Origin of the sequence: Segatella copri DSM 18205, from assembly GCF_025151535.1 — a bacterium.
GTDB classification, from domain to species: domain Bacteria; phylum Bacteroidota; class Bacteroidia; order Bacteroidales; family Bacteroidaceae; genus Prevotella; species Prevotella copri.
In genome coordinates this window covers 1,452,501-1,473,628 of the sequence record NZ_CP102288.1, presented here as the reverse complement: position 1 = coordinate 1,473,628, position 21,128 = coordinate 1,452,501, and the positions used below count along the sequence as shown (strand labels likewise).

13 protein-coding genes and 2 rRNA genes (1 of these 15 only partly in view) are annotated in these 21,128 nt (G+C 48.5%); 10 read left to right on the top strand and 5 right to left on the bottom strand.

Features of this window, described 5'->3' with window-relative positions; genetic code table 11:
* Positions 1 to 38 precede the first annotated feature (38 nt).
* From NQ544_RS06255 to NQ544_RS06245, 3 genes are all read left to right on the top strand, one after another.
* A complete protein-coding gene (locus tag NQ544_RS06255; RefSeq protein WP_040553573.1) occupies positions 39 to 1,340 on the top strand; it encodes an ABC transporter substrate-binding protein in 1,302 nt (433 codons plus the stop codon).
* 39 nt (positions 1,341 to 1,379) lie between these two features.
* Entirely contained in the window at positions 1,380 to 2,408 is a 1,029-nt protein-coding gene (locus NQ544_RS06250; protein WP_006848740.1) for an iron chelate uptake ABC transporter family permease subunit, read from the top strand.
* Between the two features lie 337 nt (positions 2,409 to 2,745).
* A complete protein-coding gene (locus tag NQ544_RS06245; protein WP_022120313.1) occupies positions 2,746 to 3,939 on the top strand; it encodes an ATP-binding protein in 1,194 nt (397 codons plus the stop codon).
* Positions 3,940 to 4,142: 203 nt separating this feature from the next.
* On the opposite strand, the gene NQ544_RS06240 is transcribed toward NQ544_RS06245, so the two are convergent.
* The 4 genes from NQ544_RS06240 to thrA form a co-directional block, all read right to left on the bottom strand.
* A complete protein-coding gene (locus NQ544_RS06240) occupies positions 4,143 to 5,099 on the bottom strand; it encodes a D-2-hydroxyacid dehydrogenase (RefSeq protein ID WP_040553571.1) in 957 nt (318 codons plus the stop codon).
* Positions 5,100 to 5,271: 172 nt separating this feature from the next.
* Positions 5,272 to 6,573: a threonine synthase gene (thrC, locus tag NQ544_RS06235; protein ID WP_006848737.1), complete on the bottom strand. Its 1,302-nt coding sequence runs from the start codon at positions 6,571 to 6,573 to the stop codon at positions 5,272 to 5,274.
* 75 nt (positions 6,574 to 6,648) lie between these two features.
* Positions 6,649 to 7,899, bottom strand: a complete 1,251-nt coding sequence (locus NQ544_RS06230) for a cofactor-independent phosphoglycerate mutase (RefSeq protein WP_006848736.1) — start codon at positions 7,897 to 7,899, stop codon at positions 6,649 to 6,651.
* 21 nt (positions 7,900 to 7,920) lie between these two features.
* The gene (thrA, locus tag NQ544_RS06225; RefSeq protein ID WP_006848735.1) at positions 7,921 to 10,362 is read right to left on the bottom strand and encodes a bifunctional aspartate kinase/homoserine dehydrogenase I; all 2,442 of its coding nucleotides are present in this window, start codon (positions 10,360 to 10,362) and stop codon (positions 7,921 to 7,923) included.
* 272 nt (positions 10,363 to 10,634) lie between these two features.
* Here thrA and NQ544_RS06220 point away from each other — a divergent pair, with 272 nt between their 5' ends.
* The 5 genes from NQ544_RS06220 to NQ544_RS06200 all read left to right on the top strand — a co-directional run bounded on the left by NQ544_RS06220 (position 10,635) and on the right by NQ544_RS06200 (position 15,714).
* Positions 10,635 to 10,889 carry a DUF6722 family protein gene (locus tag NQ544_RS06220; protein ID WP_006848733.1) on the top strand — a complete coding sequence of 85 codons (255 nt, stop codon included), beginning with the start codon at positions 10,635 to 10,637 and terminating at the stop codon, positions 10,887 to 10,889.
* 131 nt (positions 10,890 to 11,020) lie between these two features.
* Entirely contained in the window at positions 11,021 to 11,566 is a 546-nt protein-coding gene (yfcE, locus tag NQ544_RS06215) for a phosphodiesterase (protein WP_006848732.1), read from the top strand.
* Between the two features lie 123 nt (positions 11,567 to 11,689).
* Positions 11,690 to 13,369, top strand: coding sequence for an NAD(P)/FAD-dependent oxidoreductase (locus NQ544_RS06210; RefSeq protein WP_006848731.1), 1,680 nt, complete (start codon positions 11,690 to 11,692; stop codon positions 13,367 to 13,369).
* A 13-nt stretch (positions 13,370 to 13,382) separates the two neighbouring features.
* Complete coding sequence (locus tag NQ544_RS06205; RefSeq protein ID WP_228023573.1) at positions 13,383 to 14,942, top strand: ABC transporter substrate-binding protein/permease; 1,560 nt, start codon at positions 13,383 to 13,385, stop codon at positions 14,940 to 14,942.
* Positions 14,943 to 14,973: 31 nt separating this feature from the next.
* On the top strand, positions 14,974 to 15,714 hold the full coding sequence (locus tag NQ544_RS06200) for an amino acid ABC transporter ATP-binding protein (RefSeq protein ID WP_006848729.1): 741 nt from the start codon (positions 14,974 to 14,976) through the stop codon (positions 15,712 to 15,714).
* 170 nt (positions 15,715 to 15,884) lie between these two features.
* Here the strand turns inward: NQ544_RS06200 and NQ544_RS06195 are convergent, their stop codons facing one another.
* The gene (locus tag NQ544_RS06195) at positions 15,885 to 17,582 is read right to left on the bottom strand and encodes a SulP family inorganic anion transporter (protein WP_006848728.1); all 1,698 of its coding nucleotides are present in this window, start codon (positions 17,580 to 17,582) and stop codon (positions 15,885 to 15,887) included.
* Between the two features lie 652 nt (positions 17,583 to 18,234).
* On the opposite strand from NQ544_RS06195, the gene NQ544_RS06190 reads away from it, so the two are divergent.
* A 16S ribosomal RNA gene (locus tag NQ544_RS06190) occupies positions 18,235 to 19,766 on the top strand.
* Positions 19,767 to 20,173: 407 nt separating this feature from the next.
* A 23S ribosomal RNA gene (locus NQ544_RS06185) occupies positions 20,174 to 21,128 on the top strand; it runs 1,942 nt beyond the window's last position.
* Together the 16S and 23S rRNA genes form the textbook arrangement of a ribosomal RNA operon.

Below are 21,128 nucleotides of genomic sequence, written 5' to 3'. Positions count from 1 at the left end.
GATTTCTTCGTATCTTTGCACACATATTTTGTAAGATTATGACAAAACTGTATATTCTTTTGTGTGGGGCAACGGCGGCCCTGCTGATGGCGGCATGCCAGGGAGGAAAGACGGCTGCTGCTGATGCGGAGGCTGGCGATACCCTGGAGATGAAGTACGCCAAGTTGCTCACCATCGTGAAACATGGTGATGGGGAAGAGGCTTCCGATGCTGCAGAAGGCATTGATTATCAGTATGCTGAGGCTATCATAGCCAACCCTTGGAAGGCGGGAACGATGCTGCATCGCTACATCCTGATTCCGAAGGGAGAGGAGGGGGATAAGACGGTGGCGATGCTTGCCAGAAGGCACAGCACGGGGGCGAGATGCACTACCGATACCGTGCGCACACCGGTGGAGAGAAGTGCCGTTTTCATCGCTCCCCATTGCCAACTGATGTACGAAATGGGCTGCCAGCAGGCCATCCGTGGTGTCTGCGACCTCGATTACATCAATATTCCGGATGTAAAGAAGAGGGCTGCTCTTTCTAGGAATACTGCTGCCGGAAAAGCTTCTGCTGGAAATGCTGCTGCCGGAAAAACTTCTGCAGGAAATTCCATCGTGGATTGCGGTTCGAGCATGGCGCCCGACATCGAGCGCATCATCGCCCTGACACCCGAAGCCATCCTCCTTTCGCCTTTCGAAAACAGCGGAGGATATGGCAAGCTCGACAAGCTGCACGTTCCCATCATCGAGGCTGCCGACTATATGGAGTCTTCGCCACTGGGCAGGGCGGAATGGATGAAATTCTACGGCATGCTCTTTGGAAATGAAGAGGGAAAAAGTAACGGAATATCGGGTTCTTGCGAACCAAAGGCAGATTCGCTCTTTGCGAAGATAGAAAAGGAATATCTGAAGCTGAAAGCTGAGGCAGCCGGGTATCCGAAGGGCCTCTCTATCCTGACCGAAAGAAAGACGGGCAATGTATGGTATGTGCCTGGTGGTCAGAGTACTATCGGTATTCTGCTGAAGGATGCCAACGCCCGTTATATCTTCGAGGACGATGAACACAGCGGAAGTCTGGCGATGAGTCCGGAGCAAATCTTGGCGAAGGGAAAGCAGGTGGATGTATGGGCGTTCAAGTATTTCGGTGGTGCCCCTCTGTCGCAGGCTCAACTGCTTCAGGAATATGACGGCTACAAGGCTCTTGCTGCCTTCAGCCGGGGTAATATCTATCAGGTAGATACCTCGACGGTACCTTATTTCGAGCTTACGAGTTTCCATCCCGAACTGCTGCTCAGAGAGTTCATCACCCTGGCTCATGGCGAGCGGTTCGGCAAATTGAGATTCTATAAGAAATAGGGCTTTAATCAGAGATTTTACAAGAAATAGTTTTAGTGAATGAAAACCATCGTTTTTGGCGCTATAGCCATTATCATACTGTTTTTCGCCAACCTGGCATGGGGGAGTGTAAACATCCCATGGCAGGACGTGGGGGCGATTATTTCGGGCTCTCAGACTGACGAAACCTACCGCTATATTCTGTTGGAATCGCGACTGCCGGCGGCGATTGCCGCTTTGCTTTCGGGCGCAGCCCTCGCCACGAGCGGCTTGCTCCTGCAGACAGCCTTCCGCAACCCCCTGGCGGGTCCTGACGTGTTCGGTATCAGCAGCGGAGCCGGACTGGCGGTAGCCATCGTGATGCTTGCCTTTGGCGGCAATATTGCCCTGGATGATTTAGGGGTAGGTTTTCTGGGCGATGCCGGCAACTATGCCATCGGCGGTTTCCTGGCTATCCTCATCGCAGCCTTCATAGGGGCTATGGTGGTGATGGGTATCATCACCTTCTTTTCTGCCATTGTGCGCAGCCATACGGTACTGCTCATCATCGGACTGATGGTGGGTTATCTTGCCAGCAGCGCCATCTCATTGCTCAATTTCTTCAGCACGGCAGAGGGCGTGAAATCGTATATGGTTTGGGGCATGGGCAGTTTTGGCAATGTTTCGAGCCAGCAGATGATGTTCTTCATCCCGTTGGCCCTCATTGCCCTGGCTGCATCTCTGCTCCTTGTAAAACCGCTGAACGCCATGCTGTTAGGCGAACAGTATGCCGAGAATCTGGGCTTCAATATCAGGCGTCTGCGCATCGTTCTGCTCATCATCACCGGTCTTCTTACGGCTGTGGTTACCGCCTTCTGCGGTCCCATCGCCTTCATCGGTCTGGCAACGCCGCATATTGCCCGCCTCATCATCGGCACGGAGAATCATCGCCGTCTGTTGCCCGTCACGATGCTGATGGGTGCAGCCATAGCCCTTCTCTGCAATCTCTTCTGCACCCTTCCGTCGGACGGTGGCATCATCCCGCTGAATGCCGTCACCCCGCTGTTCGGCGCCCCCGTCATCATCTATGTTTTGGTGAAGAGGAGATAGGGAAAAAGCCAGAGTTTTGCTTAGTTTTTTGCTGGGCTCAACTGTATAGATGGTGTATGAAACAGGAAAAGAATATAGAACGAATGTATCGTCAGCATTATGAGAAAATGTATAATCTGGCCAGGTGCATCCTAAGCGCGTGAAGGAGAGGGCAAAGCTGTATGATGAGTTAAGAATGCTAAAAAATAATCATGGGTAATGTGTTTACTCATCTATTCTTTGTATCTTTGCAAAGTAGAATTGAGTAATTCGTGACGAAGAATTGAGTAATTCGTGACGAAGAATTGAGTAATTCGTTATAAAGAATAGAGTTGTTTAATATTACAAATTAAAGAATATGGGTGAGTATAGAAGACCACATTACAACTTGATGTTGAGTAGGTTGAGCGAAAGACGTAAGTGTATATTTGTTTTGGCAGGACCAAGACAGGTTGGCAAATCAACAGTTATGGCGCAAATAGCAGAGACTATTGATAAGGTAGTATTTCAATTTAATGCTGATTCTGTAAATGAAGAAGATTCGGATTGGATTCGACGTTCTTGGGAGTCTGTTCGAAGCCGAATGGATATTCAGCATTTGCAAGAAGCTGTTCTTGTAATAGACGAGATACAGAAAATACGCAGATGGAGTGAATATGTGAAGAGAGAGTGGGATGCCGATACCCTAAATCATGTAAACCTGAAAGTCGTATTGCTGGGTTCGTCTCGCTTGCTTTTGCGCAAAGGGCTAACCGAGTCTTTAGCTGGTAGATTCGAGTTGATTCGTATGGGGCATTGGACTTTTCCGGAAATGAAAGCTGCCTTCGGGTTATCACTCCAACAATGGATTTATTTTGGAGGTTATCCAGGCTCGGTGGATTATATAGGGGATTTTAGGCGTTGGAGGAAATATGTCAAGGATTCTCTTGTGGCACCTGCCATTGAAAAGGATGTTCTCTTGACTTCGAATATTTACAAGCCTTCACTCATGTCACAGCTTTTTGAGGTAGGTTGTTCTTATTCTGGTGAGTTGTTGTCACTCACCAAAATGCTTGGACAATTGCAAGATGCAGGCAATGTCACGACTTTGTCTTCTTATCTCGAAATATTGAAGCAAGCCAACTTGCTTTGCGGACTTCAAAAGTTTGCATGCGATGAGGCTCGTAAGAGACAGTCTATCCCAAAGTTTACAGTGTTTAACAATGCTTTGTTCACGGCATATCGCGGTAAGGGGTTTGACAAAGATTATGTTGACCCAATGATTTGGGGCAGATGGGTGGAATCGGCAGTGGGTACTTGTCTTCTCGATTTTGTGGAGGACAATGACTGTCATCTCTATTATTGGCGAGATCATAATAATGAGGTGGATTATATCCTGGAGTCACAAGGAGATTTCGTTGCCATAGAGGTTAAGAGTGGAAAGAGAGGCATGAATAGTGGTATTCCTATGTTTCAAGAGAAATTCCATCCTCTGAAATCAATCGTTGTTGGCACCGATGGTATTCCATTTGAAGAATTCTTCTGTATGGATATCATGCAATTGTTTGAATAAAAATAGGAAAATCATCTATCGATATGATGCGGAATACGATAGAATTATTCTTGTTGACTTATGGAATATAAGACGAAATCCCAAGTACCTGATTAGGCAGTTCAGAAGAAAACTATAAGAAAAAGTAAACAGCCAACTTTCAATTGGGATATTGAAGGTTGGCTGTCTTCATTTAAGAAATGCAGATTTTTAAAGTAGCATTCTTACTTATTCACGACATTAATCGGATTGCCCTCGAGAAATGCCTTTACGTTGGCGGCTACCTGCTTGTTCAGACGCTCGCGAGCCTCGTAGGTGGCCCAGGCAATATGAGGGGTGAGGTAAGCATTAGGCTCGCCGAAGAGCGGATTCTCCTTTGACGGCGGCTCCTGAGCCATTACATCGGCACAGTAGGCACCCAGACTGCCTTCGTGAAGGGCGGCAGCTACGGCCTCCTCATCTACCAGCGGACCGCGACCCGTATTAACCAGGATGGCGGTATCCTTCATCTTCTCCAGACTCTCCTTATTGATGAAATGATAGGTGTCATCAGAAAGCGGACAATGGAGCGAGAGAATATCGCTCGTGGCAAGCAAACCCTCCTTGCTCACCTTCTGGATCCACTCAGGCAGATTGCTCGAATTCTTGCTGGTGCAGGCACAGATTTTCATGCCAAACTGGCGGGCGATGTTGGCAACTTTCATGCCGATATTGCCCAGTCCCATGATACCCAGGGTCTTGCCGGCAAGCTCCATCAGTGGGGTATCCCAATAACAGAAATCCTTATTGTAAGCCCAGCGCTCGTTGCGGTTCTCCTGAGTATAATGCTCTACGCGGTTGGTTACAGCAAGGATGAGGGCAAAGGTCATCTGCGCCACGCTGTCGGTGCTGTAGGCAGGAATATTGGTTACGATGATGCCCTGTTTTCTGGCAGCCTCGATGTCTACCACGTTAAAACCGGTAGCCTGGATACCGATATATTTCAGTTTAGGAAGCTGCGCCAGCGTCTCTGCATCTATCTGCACCTTGTTCAGAAGGATGATGTCGGCATCCTTGGCACGTTCCACTTTCTCAGCATCTGATGTGCGAGGATAAACTACCACCTCGCCCAGTTTCTCCAGAAGATGATAATCCAAATCTCCCGGGTTTGCGGCATAGCCGTCTAGAATAACAATCTTCATAAATTTTTCCCGTTTTCTGTATATAAAATAAAAGTTTCGCAAGTTTTGTCCCATACGCCCTGGGCTAGGAGCTTTTGGGCCTTCAGCCCGTACTTGAACCACATGCGAAAGTTCAGTATAAAAGGAAAAGCCTTCCCCCTGAGAAAGAGAAAGGCTTTTCCGTATGTATGGTTTATTCGTTCATCAAGTAGTTCTTGAATGATGCGAAATCCTTGGTCATCTGGATGCTCTTCTTCTCACCCTTCATGAATTCTGCAAGGCGTGCAGGAATCTCAATGTCGCTGTCAAGGATGCTGTCTACCTTCTCCTTGAACTTGGCTGGATGAGCGGTCTCGAGGAACACGCCAACCTCACCTGGCTTCAACTGCTCCTTCAGGGCGCGATAGCCGCAAGCTCCGTGAGGGTCAAGTACATACTTGGTTTCATTGTAGCACTGCTTCATGGTTTCTGCAATCTGCTCGTCCTTGTATGTAGCACCACCGATGTAGGCAGCGATGGCATCGTGATCGCCCTTGTAGAGGTCGTAGATGCGGGCAAAGTTTGATGGGTCTCCTACGTCCATGGCATTGGCGATGGTCTGCTTGCTAGGCTGTGGATTATACTTGCCTGTCTGCAGATACTCGTAGAAGATATCGTTGGCGTTGTTGGCTGCGATGAAGCGGTGGATAGGCAATCCCATCTCATGACCGAAGAGTCCGGCTGTGATGTTGCCGAAGTTGCCGCTAGGTACGCAGATAACCAGCTTGTCGGCGAGACCCTTCTCCTTCATGCGGGCATAGGCATTGAAATAATAGAATGCCTGAGGCAGGAAGCGGGCTACGTTGATAGAGTTGGCTGAAGTGAGCTTCATGTGCTTGTTGAGCTCCTCGTCCATGAACGCAGATTTCACCAGTGCCTGGCAGTCGTCGAATACGCCGTCTACCTCAAGGGCTGTGATGTTCTGGCCGAGGGTAGTGAACTGGCTCTCCTGAATTTTGCTCACCTTGCCCTTAGGATAGAGCACGTAAACATGGATGCCGTCAACGCCGAGGAAACCGTTGGCAACAGCCGAACCGGTATCGCCCGATGTAGCAACGAGCACATTCACCTCTTCCTTGCCCTCCTGACGTACGAAGTACTGCAGGAGACGGGCCATGAAGCGCGCACCCACATCCTTGAAGGCGAGAGTAGGACCATGGAACAGCTCGAGAGAGTAGATGTTTGGCTCTACCTCGACTACAGGGCAGTCGAATGCCAGGGTATCGTATACAATCTTCTTCAATGACTCGGCATCAACGTCCTCGCCAAAGAAGGCATCAGCTACCTTGTAGGCAATCTCCTGGAAACTCAGTTTCTCGATGTTGTCGAAGAAATCCTGTGGCAACTTCTTGATGATTTCTGGCATATAGAGACCACGGTCTTCTGCCAGACCTTTAACTACCGCCTTGTGAAGGTCGGCGATGGGTGCTTTCTTATTTGTTGAATAATATTTCATTTTTTACTTTTAACTTTGAGATTTGAACATTAAACTTTATGATTAGCTTTGAGGGCTATCATGAAGCCGTTGATTTTAATTGATCGCCATGAAGGCATTCATGAATTCCTGCAGCTGCAGCATGCCGTAACCGCCACTCACGCAACTTACCTCGTCATACTTCTCTACGCTATCCGGCTCAATGCCAGGGTAATAGATGATGAAAGGCACAGGCTCCTTGACGTGGGTACGGATCTCAACCGGAGTAGGATGGTCTGGGAGAACTGCGATGCATACCGGCTCGTCCCAGGTGCTTACCTCATCGAAGATAGGCTTGATGAGTCGCTGGTCGAGGTTCTCGATAGTCTTCAGCTTCAGCTCCAGATCGCCATCATGACCTGCCTCGTCGCTCGCCTCTACGTGAACATAAACGAAGTCGTCGCCATCCTTCAATGCCTGGATAGCTGCGGCTGCCTTGCCCTCGTAGTTGGTATTGGCAAGACCGGTAGCGCCCTCAACGATGATGTTGCGCAGACCGGCGTAATGGCCGATGCCTCGGATCAGGTCTACGGCAGAAATCACGGAACCCTTCTTGATCTGTGGATACATCTGGGAGAGGGTGAGCATGTGCGGACGGTAACCGCCGCCCCAAGGCCAGATAAGATTGGCCATTCGTTCGCCACGCTCCTTGCGCGCCACATTGAAAGGATGGTTCTCCAGGAGTTCCTGACTCTCGAGAATCAGCTGGTTCAGAAGGTCGGCTGTATCACGACGGCTGATGTGACCCTCATCGCCTCCAATCTCCGGCAAGATAGGTTTCACCATCAGCTTATGCCATTCCTCGTTGGGATGGTCATGAGGTGGGGCACAGTCGATATGCTTGTTTCCGTGCTTCACCACCAGAAGATGGCGATACTGGATGCCGGTAACAAACTTGACATCAGGATATTTCTTGCCGAGGGTATCGTTGAGATACTTGATGAGCACATCCGCATCTTCCGTTTCCAGGTTACCACCGTTGTGGGTGATAATTTTGCCGTCCTGCACATTGATGATGTTGCAGCGCAGGGCAAGGTCGGTAGGCTCCAGTTCATAGCCGATGCTGGCAGCCTCCAGCGGTCCGCGTCCTTCGTAAACCTCGTTCTGGTCATAGCCCATGATAGAGCTGTTGGCTACCTCAGAACCCGGATGGAATCCATCTGGCACGGTAACGAGTCTTCCTGTCTTGCCCTTCTTGGCAAGCATATCCATATAGGGTTTATTGGCGTATTGCAGGAGAGTCTTTCCACCCAGTCTTTCTACCGGGTGGTCAGCCATTCCGTCGCCAAGAATGATAATATGTTTCATCTCTTCTTTTAATGTTAAGTGTTAAATGTTAGCGATACTCATGATGTTGGCGAATACACCGGCAGCAGTTACGCTGGCTCCGGCACCATAGCCCTGAATCATCATAGGGTATTCCTTATAGCGCTCGGTGGTGAGCAGCACGATGTTGTTGGAACCTTCCAGATTGTAGAACGGATGCTCAGGACCGACAGCCTGCAAACCTACGCTAGTCTTGCCGCCATCCAGGGTGGCAACGAAGCGCCAGCGTTTGTGCTCTACATCGAGCGCCTTGCGCTTAGCCTCGAAATCGGCATCAAGCTCAGGAAGTTTCTTCCAGAAGTTGTCGAGCGAACCCTTGAAGTATTTGTCTGGCACGAAGAGGTTTTTCTCTACATCTTCCTGCTCTACGCGGTAACCTGCCTCGCGGGAGAGAATCACCAGCTTGCGAATCACGTCCATACCGCTCAGGTCGATACGTGGATCTGGCTCGCTGTAGCCCTTCTCCTTAGCCAGTCTCACGGTCTCAGAGAATGGAACGACGCTGGAGATGGCGTTGAAGATAAAGTTGAGCGTACCTGAGAGAACTGCCTCAATCTTAAGGATTTTATCTCCGGAGTTGCGGAGATCGTTGATGGTTCCGATGATAGGAAGACCGGCACCTACGTTGGTCTCGAAACGGAATACTACGCCACGCTGGATGGCAGTCTTCTTCAGTTTCTCGTAGTTCTCATATTCGCTTGATGCAGCTATCTTGTTGGCTGCGATAATGCTTACGTTGTGCTCCAGCAGACTCTGGTAGAGAGCGGCCACATCCTTGCTGGCTGTACAGTCTACAAACACGCTGTTGAAGATGTTCATCGCCAGGATGGTATCGCGCAGAACCTCTGGAGTGCTTGGGTCTGATTTCTTCAGTTCCTCGCTGTAGTTCTCGAGATCAATACCATCGCGGTTGAAGATGGCGTTCTTGGAAGAAGCGATACCCACCACGTTTAGCTTCAGTTTGCTGCGCTCCATGAGGTCGGCATACTGGTTCTTGATCTGCTCGATGAGCTTTCCGCCCACGGTACCCACACCGCAGATGAAGAGGTTCAGCACCTTGTATTCTGAAAGGAAGAAACTGTCGTGGAGCACGTTGAGTGACTTTCTCAGATAATCGCTCTTCACTACGAACGAGATGTTGGTCTCTGAAGCACCCTGTGCACAGGCGATGACGGAAATACCGCTACGGCCGAGGGTTCCGAAGAGCTTACCGGCGATACCGGCAGCATGCTTCATGTTTTCACCCACGATGGCGATAGTAGCCAAGCCCTTCTCTGCGTGCATTGGGAACATGGCACCATCGGCAATCTCGTTGTGGAACTCATTGTTCAATACCTTTACAGCCTCTTCTACATCCTGCTCGCGCACACCGATAGAGGTAGAGTTCTCAGATGATGCCTGTGACACCATGAACACAGAGATGCCCTCGTTGGCAAGAGCGGTGAAGATACGGCGGTTTACACCAATCACACCGACCATGGAAAGACCGGTTACGGTGATGAGCGCTGTACCGTTGATGGAAGAGATACCCTTGATAGGCTTCTGGTCGCCATCTATCTTGTTCTTGATGATGGTGCCCGGAGCATCTGGGTTGAAGGTGTTCTTAACCTTGATAGGAATATTCTTGACACAAACCGGGTAGATGGTTGGAGGGTAGATGACCTTTGCACCAAAGTTGCAAAGCTCCATCGCCTCAACGTAACTCAGTTCGTTGATGGTATAAGCTGATCTGATGACACGTGGGTCGGCGGTCATGAAACCGTCTACATCAGTCCAGATTTCGAGCACTTCTGCATCGAGGGCAGCTGCTATGATGGCTGCTGTGTAGTCGCTACCGCCACGGCCAAGGTTGGTGGTGCGGTCTGTGTTCTTGTCACGACTGATAAAACCCGGAACGAGAGATATGCGTGGAATTTCTGCAAAGGCTTCTTTAACCAGTACGTTGGTCAGCTCGCTGTCGAGTACATGCTTGCCTTTGCCGTTCTTGCGCTCAGTCTTGATGAAGTTGCGGGAGTCGAACCATTTGGCTCCACGAATCAATGTGGCAACAATCTTGGAACTGAGTCTTTCACCATAACTCACGATGGCATCCTGCGTTTTCTCGCTGAGGTCGTGGATGAGGTACACACCAAAATAGATGCTCTTCAACTGCTCGAAGAGGGCATCAACCGATTTGAATAAGTTTTCTCTGTCTGTTGTGTCGGTGATGATGGTATCTATCATCTTGTGGTGGCGATCAACCATGGCTTCGAATTCTACTTTCCACTGTTCATCACCCTGGAGGGCAAGTTGAGAGGTTTGCAAGAGTTTGTCCGTGATACCGCCAAGCGCGCTCACGACAACCACTACACTCTGTTTCTTAGCCTCGTTTTCAACGATACGTTTCAAGCTGAGGATGCTTTTTACGGAACCAACCGATGTTCCGCCGAATTTTAATACTTTCATATGTTCTTGAATTTTACGTTGGTAATGTAATGCCTCCCCCGAAACGACCGGGGCCGAAGCAGAACTTGAGGGCAAAAGTACGAATAATATGTCAAACTGCCAAGGATTTTAACAAAAAAGTAGCATATTGTAGATAAAAAAGCTATTTCAGTAGATAATTATAGGCTCTTCCTCTCCCTTATACCTTATTATATATATAAAAAACGTTGAAATGTTTGGGTGTTTCGGATTATTTGCTTAATTTTGCCGATGTAATTCAAAGCATTAGCAATATGGTTACAGAAGTAAATAGTAAAAATCAACTCGTTGAACGCAATTTCAAACGAAATGAGATGCTGGCTGAGTATTTCTTTGGTCTTTCAAAGATGGTATGCAGCGGTATTGGAATTGGTGCATTGTCGCCACTGTTTACAGGTGAGGCAATGGGAGTAACTAACTATGTTTGCATGGGATGCGCAGTAATCGCTGCTGCATGTTTTGCTTATGCAGGCAATTATTTATTAAAAGTAGAATTAAAAAAGAAATAATTATGGAAATGTTGACAATACTTTTTGCAATAGCAGCAATCATTGGTGTCGGTTTGGTTATTTGGATGAAATATACTGAATCAGGTAAAAAATGGGTTGAGGGTGAGTATTAATACTTTTTGAATCAAGTAATGAAATATCTTTTATTCTCAGATATCCACGGCTGTTTGCCAGCCCTGGAAAAGGTCCTCGATTTCTTCGAGGCTGAACATTGTGACATGATGTGCATCATGGGGGATATCATCAATTATGGTCCCCGCAACCGCATTCCGGAAGGAATCGATCCTAAGGGTATCGTAGAAAGACTGAATGCGCTGGCAGATAAGATTATCGCCGTGCGTGGCAACTGCGATGCAGAAGTAGACCAGATGCTTCTCGATTTCCCTATCATGGAGACCTATGCCTTGCTGGTAGACGGAGGCAAGCGCTATCTTCTGACCCATGGACATGTATACAATAAGGAAAACATGCCGAAGGGTCCTTACGAGGCTATGATCTATGGCCACTCCCATCTCTGGGAACTCTCTCATAACGAGAAGGGACAGGCCATCGTAAATACCGGCAGCATCACCTTCCCGAAGGGTGGCAATCCGCCAACCTTTGCAACATTGGAAGATGGTAAGTTCACCATGTATCAGCTGGATACGCTCGAAGTGCTGGCTACAATGGAAGCATGAAAAAGTGAAAGTGAAAAGTGAATTGTGAATGTAATGCGAAATCCGTAATATGGAATCGGTCACTTGTCACTCGTCACTTTCATTAAACTAATCATAAAGTTCAAAGCTCAAAGTTCAAAGTAAATGATTCAAGAATACCAGATAAGAATTCTGCCCGAACAGGCAGCCAGCGAGGAAGGCATCAAGCGTTATCTCGCCAAAGAAAAGGGATTGGATGTAAGAACGCTCAACCAGGTGAGGGTTTTGAAGAGAAGCATCGATGCCCGTCAGCGCACCATCTTCGTCAACCTGAAGGTGCGTGCTTATATCAACGAATTTCCGCAAGACGACCAGTATGTCCATACCGAATATCCGGATGTGAGCAGCAGACCTCGTGTTATCGTTGTGGGTGAGGGACCTGGCGGCCTCTTTGCTTCCCTGCGCCTGATAGAACTGGGATACCGTCCTATCGTGCTGGAGCGAGGCAAGGATGTGCGCGAACGCAAGAAGGACCTCTCTAACATTACCAAGACTCAGAAGGTAGATGGGGAGAGCAACTACTGTTTCGGTGAAGGTGGAGCCGGTGCTTATAGTGACGGCAAACTCTATACCCGAAGCAAGAAAAGGGGAAGTGTAGACAAGATTCTGAACGTATTCTGCCAGCATGGTGCCAATACCAATATCCTGGCAGATGCCCATCCGCATATCGGTACCGACAAGTTGCCACGCGTTATTGAAAACATGCGCAACACCATCATCAAGTGTGGCGGCGAAGTACATTTCCAGACCAAGATGATTCGTCTGATCCTTGAGAGTGAAGGTAAGCTGACGGCACCTGATGCTGCAGCTGGCGATAGGGTGATAGGCGTAGAAGCCGTGAATCTGGCTACGGGTGCTGAGGAAACTTATCGCGGACCGGTTATCCTGGCAACAGGTCATAGTGCCCGCGATGTATACCGTTATCTCGCTTCGGCAAAGATAGATATCGAGGCAAAAGGCATCGCCGTAGGTGTGCGTCTGGAACATCCTTCCCAACTCATCGACCAGATTCAGTATCACAATAAGAGTGGTAGAGGAAAATATCTGCCTGCTGCTGAATATAGCTTTGTTACTCAGGTAGATGGCAGAGGTGTCTATAGCTTCTGTATGTGTCCGGGCGGTTTTGTGATTCCGGCTGCTACAGGACCGGAACAGCTCGTGGTGAACGGTATGAGTCCGAGCAACCGCGGTACTGCCTGGAGCAACTCGGGCATGGTGGTGGAAACTCATCCCGAGGATGTGGCGCAGTTTGTGAAGGAACATCAGTCTGTCATCGAACAGCAGGAAATGAAGGCGCAGGAGAATGCTTCACTCTTCACTCCTCACTCTTCACTCCAGATGATGTACTTCCAGGAAATCGTGGAAAAGCAATGCTGGCAGCAGGGCAACATGAAGCAGACTGCTCCGGCACAGCGCATGGCTGACTTCGTGAACAATCGATTGAGTTATGATCTGCCAAAGAGCAGCTATGCTCCAGGCTTGATTTCGAGTCCGTTGCATTTCTGGATGCCGTCTTTCGTGAGCAAGCGACTGCAGGAAGGCTTCAAGACCTTCGGCAAGAATGCCCATGGTTTCCTGACCAACGAGGCTACGCTGATAGCGATGGAGACGAGAACATCATCGCCTGTCCGCATCGTCCGTGACCGCGAAACCCTGCAGCATGTTCGCATCCAGGGACTCTTCCCATGTGGCGAAGGTGCTGGTTATGCAGGCGGAATCGTATCGGCAGGTGTAGACGGAGAAAGATGTGCAGAGATGTGTGCTGAGTATTTGAAACAACAATAAACGAATGTCTGGAATGATGAAATACAGAAAAACGGGAAAGTTTAAGCTGGGCTTCTTGACTTTACTCCTGAGTGTGCTCTTCGTGGCGTGTGGCTCGGGGGCGTCAGATGCTGACAGGCAAATCAAGAGCAAGACTGATTTGAAGGGGGCTGTGATTGGTGTGCAGCTCGGTACTACTAGCGACGGACTAGCTACGGAGCTGGAAAAGGAAGGTGGCGGTACCAAGGTAGAACGGTACAACAAGGGAGCCGATGCCATCCAGGCACTCCTGCAGGGTAAGATAGACTGCATGGTGACCGATGAGGCGCCAGCCAAGGCATTCCAACGGGTGAACCCATCGCTCCGTATCCTGCCCGAAACCTTCGATGCGTCCTCTTTCGCCATCTGCGTGGCTAAGGATCATGCTGAGTTGCAGAAGTCCATCAATCATGCCATCCGTATCTTGAAAGAGAATGGCGTCATCGATTCCATCGTCAACCGCCATCTGGAACGGGGCATAGCCGTGGCTTATACGCCAAAGACTTCTGACGTGAAGAAGGTGGGACCGGAAGCGCTGCAGAAACTCGGCTTGAAGACGAGTCTCCGTTTTGCCACCAATGCTACCTTCGAGCCTTTCGAATATTACCAGAATGGCAAGATTGTGGGCATCGACGTGGATGTGGCGAATGCCATTGGCGATGTGATGGGCGTGGATGTCGAGATTCTTGATATGGAGTTTGATGCCATCATCACCTCTGTACAGGCTGGTAAGGCGGATGCGGGTATTGCCGGCATCACGGTTACTCCTGAACGGAAGAAGAATATCGGATTTACAGATTCCTATGCCGATGTGCGACAGGTTATCATGGTGAATTCCAATGAAGTGAAAGCAGCTGGTAACCAGCCGGGAGTGATAGATAAGTTTAAATCCTGCTTCATAGATGACAACCGTTATCAGTATCTGTTGCAGGGTTTGGGCAATACGCTCATCATCACCTTCTTCGCCATCATCCTTTCCGTGATACTCGGAACGCTGATAGCTATTGTCAGAGCACGTCATGAATGTAAGGGCGACTGGAAGATTCCGAACATGCTCTGCCAGCTGTACCTTACCATCATGCGCGGCACGCCAACCATGGTGCAGTTGCTCATCATCTATTATGTGGTGTTTGCATCAGCAGATGTCAATAAGATACTGGTGGCTGTCATCGCCTTCGGCTTGAACTCGGCAGCTTATATTGCCGAGGTAATCCGCTCGGGCATCATGTCGGTGGATAATGGTCAGATGGAGGCGGGCAGAAGTCTCGGTCTTTCGTATGGCAAGACGATGCGTCTCATCATCCTTCCGCAAGCCTTCAAGAATGTGCTTCCGGCTATGGGTAACGAGCTTATCACTCTGCTCAAGGAAACCTCTATCAGCGGTTATATCGGACTGGTAGACTTGACCAAGGGTTCCGACATCATCCGAAGCATTACTTACGAAGCGATGATGCCGTTGGGCGTAGTAGCCTGCCTCTATCTCGTTCTTGTTCTCGGACTGTACGCAGGAGTGAGAAGGCTGGAGAAGAGACTGAGAAAGAGCGAAAGGAAATGAGGAATCCTGAAAGGGCAAAAGCTTTAAAACAATGGATAAAATGAACGAAATAATCAAGATAGAAGGACTTCGTAAACGCTACGGCGACAACGAGGTGCTGAAAGGCATTACCACCTCGGTGAGGAAAGGTGAGGTGGTTGCCATCATCGGTCCGTCGGGTTGTGGCAAGAGTACCTTCCTGCGTTCCATCAACCTTCTGGAAGAACCTACCGAGGGTAAAATCTTTATCGATGATATGGATATCACATTAAGCGATGTTGATATCAACCGAATGCGCCAGAGGGTGGGTATGGTATTCCAGCAGTTCAATCTCTTCCCTAATATGACCATACGCCGCAACATCATGCTGGCTCCGGTAGAATTGGGTAAGATGACAAGGGAAGAGGCTGATGAGAAGGCAACGGAACTCCTGACCCGTATCGGATTGCTGGATAAGGCCGATAGTTATCCCGACAGTCTGTCGGGCGGACAGAAACAGCGCGTAGCTATCGCCCGTGCCTTAGCGATGAATCCTGAGGTAATCCTCTTTGATGAGCCGACTTCGGCTCTTGATCCGGAAATGGTAGGCGAGGTGCTGCAGCTGATGAAAGATGTTGCTGCCGAGGGAATGACGATGGTGGTGGTGACCCACGAGATGGGATTTGCAAGAGAAGTGGCCAACCGTGTTCTCTTCTTCAGTGACGGCTATATCACGGAAGACGGAACTCCTGAGCAAATATTCAACCATCCAAAATCGCCAAGATTACAGGAGTTTCTGGGAAAAGTTTTGTAATAGTTGATAGTTAACAGTTTATAGTTAACAGTTCTGTAATAGTTGATAGTTAACAGTTGATAGTTAACAGTTACTTGATGACAATAAAAAAAGATGCATTACTGGTATATTCAGCAATGCATCTTTTTTATTTGATGGTCTACAATCAGTAAAATGTTAACTGTAAACTATTAACTATTAACAGTTTTCTTCTCAATAATCTCTTCAGCACGTTTCAGAGCCTTGCTGATGTGATCTGTGATATTATCCTTGCCAAGAATATTGTAGAAACCAGCCTTTTCCAACTGGGCGTTTACCTTCTCGCAAACACCGGAGAGTACAACCTGAATGTCCTCCTTCTGGCTCATCTCGCAGAGGTTGGTGAGGTTGTGGATACCGGTTGAATCAACAAATGGAACCTTGCGCATACGGATGACGCGTACCAGTGGGCGGTCACCGAAAGCTGCCATCACTTCCTCAAACTTGTTACCGGCTCCGAAGAAGAAAGGACCATTGATTTCGTATACCTCTACGCCCTTCGGAATCGTATAGTGCTCCAGGTTGGTAGAAAGGAAGTCAAACTCCTTGTTCAAGTCAATCTCATCATCGGTAATAGCTGTCACGTCGGTGGTTTCGCTCATTCGCTTCATGAAGAGCAGACAGGCGATAATCAGACCCACCTCAATGGCTACTGTCAAATCGAAGATGATGGTGAGGAAGAAGGTAATCAGAAGTACGGTTACATCGCTCTTCGGATTCTTCATCAATGCCAGGAAACTTCTCCATCCGCTCATTCCGTAAGATACAACTACCAATACACCGGCAAGACATGCCATAGGAATGTACTGGGCAAGAGGCATCAGAAAGAGGAAGATGAGCAGCAGAACTATGGCGTGGATGATGCCTGCGATAGGAGTCTTACCGCCATTATTGATATTGGTCATTGTGCGGGCAATGGCACCTGTTGCAGGAATACCGCCAAAGAGGGGAGAGGCGATATTGGCCAAACCCTGAGCTACCAACTCGGTGTTACTGTCGTGATGATCGCTGATTACACCATCGGCAACAGTTGCTGAAAGCAAACTCTCAATGGCTCCCAGGATGGCGATGGTAATAGCTGGTGATACAAGACTCTTGATGGTCTCCCAATTCATGACTGGTACCTGAGCTGCAGGCAGTTCGTTGCTGATAGAGAAGCGGTCACCAATGGTCTCGATACTCTCAACGCCGGCAAACTGCTTGAGCAGTAAGGCTACAACGGTCATCAGGATGATGGCAATAAGAGAGCCCGGAATCTTCTTGCTGAACTTAGGGGTGATGGCGATAACCACTACGCTTACTACTCCGATAAGGGCACACCAAGGATCTATGGTGTCAAAGCTTTGGAAGTAGACGCCCCATTTCTCCAGAAAATCAGAAGGATTTGAAGTCAACGTCAATCCAAAGAGATCCTTGATCTGGGTCGTGAAGATGGTTACGGCGATACCACTGGTAAATCCCACAACGATAGGGTAAGGGATGTACTTGATGATGGTTCCAAGACGGAGAAGTCCGAAGAGAACCAGGAACAGACCAGCCATCAGTGTCGCTATCGTCAAACCTTCCATGCCATATTTCTGGATAATGCCATAGATGATAACGATGAATGCTCCCGTAGGACCACCAATCTGCACTTTGCTTCCACCGAAGATGGAGATGATGAGACCTGCTACAATGGCGGTGATGATACCCTTTTCAGGGGTCACGCCAGAAGCGATACCGAATGCGATGGCCAGAGGCAGGGCTACGATACCAACGATGATACCTGCCATGAGGTCAGACATGAATGTTTTCTTGTTGTATGTCTTTAAACAGGAAAACAAACTCGACTTAATTGCTAATGCCTTCATTTGAAAGTTTTAAAATATATGTAATTAATCTTGTTATCCGTTAAAACGTGTGCAAAGGTACTATATTTTTTTTAATTGGCAAAATGTTTTTCTGAGTTTCTCCCTTTTCTTCGATAATATTCTTCTTCGTATAGTAATATTCTTCTTTGATAGATATATTTTCCGGATAATACTTTTCTAGTTGAATCCTGATTTCTTTTCGATCTTGGAATATGAGTACAATATTATTAATGCGCTTGCGGGTGTGCGCCCGCACATGCAGGCAGGCGTATGCATGTATAAAATAAAGTGTAGTGGTAAGAAACACTCCAGAAAATCTTTATAAGTGTTAAAAATGTACTAAAATCTCAACTTTTTTGCGACAAGATTTGGCTGTTTCGAAAATAGTTAGTACTTTTGCACTCGCTTTTGAGAAATACGCTTTCTCTTAGCAACGAAAGAAAGAGTTCTTTGAAAGATTTTACATAAACAGACAAGTAGTACAAGAAGCGGTTAACTTCTTAGAAATAAGAAAGTTGACTGGGTAAAAGAAACGAACCGTCAAGCAATTGACAAGTCAGGTTTACTAAGCTTCAATAAACGAAAAGGATATTCGTCCTAAGTACAGACAACAAACAAACCAAGCCGCAAGGCTAGGTAGAAATGATATTTTACAATGGAGAGTTTGATCCTGGCTCAGGATGAACGCTAGCTACAGGCTTAACACATGCAAGTCGAGGGGAAACGACATCGAAAGCTTGCTTTTGATGGGCGTCGACCGGCGCACGGGTGAGTAACGCGTATCCAACCTGCCCATCACTTGGGGATAACCTTGCGAAAGTAAGACTAATACCCAATGATATCTCTAGAAGACATCTGAAAGAGATTAAAGATTTATCGGTGATGGATGGGGATGCGTCTGATTAGCTTGTTGGCGGGGTAACGGCCCACCAAGGCGACGATCAGTAGGGGTTCTGAGAGGAAGGTCCCCCACATTGGAACTGAGACACGGTCCAAACTCCTACGGGAGGCAGCAGTGAGGAATATTGGTCAATGGGCGAGAGCCTGAACCAGCCAAGTAGCGTGCAGGATGACGGCCCTATGGGTTGTAAACTGCTTTTATAAGGGAATAAAGTTAGTCTCGTGAGACTTTTTGCATGTACCTTATGAATAAGGACCGGCTAATTCCGTGCCAGCAGCCGCGGTAATACGGAAGGTCCGGGCGTTATCCGGATTTATTGGGTTTAAAGGGAGCGTAGGCCGGAGATTAAGCGTGTTGTGAAATGTAGACGCTCAACGTCTGCACTGCAGCGCGAACTGGTTTCCTTGAGTACGCACAAAGTGGGCGGAATTCGTGGTGTAGCGGTGAAATGCTTAGATATCACGAAGAACTCCGATTGCGAAGGCAGCTCACTGGAGCGCAACTGACGCTGAAGCTCGAAAGTGCGGGTATCGAACAGGATTAGATACCCTGGTAGTCCGCACGGTAAACGATGGATGCCCGCTGTTGGTCTGAACAGGTCAGCGGCCAAGCGAAAGCATTAAGCATCCCACCTGGGGAGTACGCCGGCAACGGTGAAACTCAAAGGAATTGACGGGGGCCCGCACAAGCGGAGGAACATGTGGTTTAATTCGATGATACGCGAGGAACCTTACCCGGGCTTGAATTGCAGAGGAAGGATTTGGAGACAATGACGCCCTTCGGGGCCTCTGTGAAGGTGCTGCATGGTTGTCGTCAGCTCGTGCCGTGAGGTGTCGGCTTAAGTGCCATAACGAGCGCAACCCCTCTCCTTAGTTGCCATCAGGTCAAGCTGGGCACTCTGGGGACACTGCCACCGTAAGGTGTGAGGAAGGTGGGGATGACGTCAAATCAGCACGGCCCTTACGTCCGGGGCTACACACGTGTTACAATGGCAGGTACAGAGAGACGGTCCCTTGCAAAATGGATCAAATCCTTAAAGCCTGTCTCAGTTCGGACTGGGGTCTGCAACCCGACCCCACGAAGCTGGATTCGCTAGTAATCGCGCATCAGCCATGGCGCGGTGAATACGTTCCCGGGCCTTGTACACACCGCCCGTCAAGCCATGAAAGCCGGGGGCGCCTAAAGTCCGTGACCGTAAGGAGCGGCCTAGGGCGAAACTGGTAATTGGGGCTAAGTCGTAACAAGGTAGCCGTACCGGAAGGTGCGGCTGGAACACCTCCTTTCTGGAGAGACGAGTATCGAGAGAATGTTAAGTGTTGAATGTTAAATGTTAAGTTTTCATTCCTGCTTACTTCTATATTTGTTGAGATAGTGACTGATTAAAGTTCGCTTCTCTTCTTGTACGCACCATCTGTTTAATTAAATAGGAGACTGGGATTCCTTATATATTATATAGGGATGGCTCAAGCAAAATGGTTCAACTCCACAATCTCCACCATGCCTTTTAAGGCAAGAAGATCTTTGACATATTGACACAAGCAAAACTGTAAGTAATGAACTTTAGTTCAGACTAAAGTAAATCAAATCGCAAGATGAGATTTCACTTTGTTAGAATACAGCTGAAAGTATGAGCTACTTATTCGTTGTCGAGTAATCAGCAATGATAAACGAGATGACAAATACAGTCGTAAAGAAAGTAAGAAAGGGCGTATGGCGGATGCCTAGGCTCACGGAGGCGATGAAGGACGTGATAAGCTGCGATAAGCTTCGGGTAGGTGCAAATAACCCTTGATCCGGAGATTTCCGAATGGGACAACCTAGCCGTCTGAAGGACGGTTACTCTTACCAATGTAAGAGAGCTAACGCAGGGAACTGAAACATCTTAGTACCTGCAGGAAGAGAAAATAAATAATGATTCCCCCAGTAGTGGCGAGCGAACGGGGAACAGCCCAAACCGTTGACGTCGCAAGGCGCCAGCGGGGTTGTAGGACCGCGACATTGTATGCAAATCGTGAACAGAACACTTTGGAAAATGTGACCATAGACGGTGATAGTCCAGTATGTGAAGCGAAATGCAGCATAGCGGTATCCTGAGTAACGCGGGACACGAGGAATCCTGCGCGAATCTGCCGGGACCATCCGGTAAGGCTAAATACTCCCGTGAGACCGATAGCGAACGAGTACTGTGAAGGAAAGGTGAAAAGAACCCCGAGCAGGGGAGTGAAATAGTTCCTGAAACCATACGCCTACAAGCGGTCGGAGCATCGTAAGATGTGACGGCGTGCCTTTTGCATAATGATCCTACGAGTTACCGTCACTGGCGAGGTTGAGTGTCACGAGACACGTAGCCGCAGTGAAAGCGAGCCTGAATAGGGCGCACAGTCAGTGGGGGTAGACGCGAAACCAAGTGATCTACACTTGGCCAGGATGAAGTCCCGGTAACACGGGATGGAGGTCCGCACCAATAAGCGTTGAAAAGCTTCTGGATGAGCCGAGTGTAGGAGTGAAAGGCCAATCAAACTTGGAGATAGCTCGTACTCCCCGAAAGGCATTTAGGTGCCGCGTCGGATGGTCACCGTGAGAGGTAGAGCGACCGATAGGACAAGAGGGCTTCACCGCCTATCGAGTCCTGACGAACTCCGAAT

Bases quoted from the DNA above. Each gene is read 5' to 3' on its own strand.
- NQ544_RS06200 (WP_006848729.1), top strand. From the start codon at position 14,974: ATGGATAAAATGAACGAAATAATCAAGATAGAAGGACTTCGTAAACGC.
- thrA (WP_006848735.1), bottom strand. From the start codon at position 10,362: ATGAAAGTATTAAAATTCGGCGGAACATCGGTTGGTTCCGTAAAAAGC.
- NQ544_RS06250 (WP_006848740.1), top strand. From the start codon at position 1,380: ATGAAAACCATCGTTTTTGGCGCTATAGCCATTATCATACTGTTTTTC.
- NQ544_RS06245 (WP_022120313.1), top strand. From the start codon at position 2,746: ATGGGTGAGTATAGAAGACCACATTACAACTTGATGTTGAGTAGGTTG.
- NQ544_RS06255 (WP_040553573.1), top strand. From the start codon at position 39: ATGACAAAACTGTATATTCTTTTGTGTGGGGCAACGGCGGCCCTGCTG.
- NQ544_RS06205 (WP_228023573.1), top strand. From the start codon at position 13,383: ATGATGAAATACAGAAAAACGGGAAAGTTTAAGCTGGGCTTCTTGACT.
- NQ544_RS06230 (WP_006848736.1), bottom strand. From the start codon at position 7,899: ATGAAACATATTATCATTCTTGGCGACGGAATGGCTGACCACCCGGTA.
- NQ544_RS06240 (WP_040553571.1), bottom strand. From the start codon at position 5,099: ATGAAGATTGTTATTCTAGACGGCTATGCCGCAAACCCGGGAGATTTG.
- thrC (WP_006848737.1), bottom strand. From the start codon at position 6,573: ATGAAATATTATTCAACAAATAAGAAAGCACCCATCGCCGACCTTCAC.
- NQ544_RS06195 (WP_006848728.1), bottom strand. From the start codon at position 17,582: ATGAAGGCATTAGCAATTAAGTCGAGTTTGTTTTCCTGTTTAAAGACA.
- yfcE (WP_006848732.1), top strand. From the start codon at position 11,021: ATGAAATATCTTTTATTCTCAGATATCCACGGCTGTTTGCCAGCCCTG.
- NQ544_RS06220 (WP_006848733.1), top strand. From the start codon at position 10,635: ATGGTTACAGAAGTAAATAGTAAAAATCAACTCGTTGAACGCAATTTC.
- NQ544_RS06210 (WP_006848731.1), top strand. From the start codon at position 11,690: ATGATTCAAGAATACCAGATAAGAATTCTGCCCGAACAGGCAGCCAGC.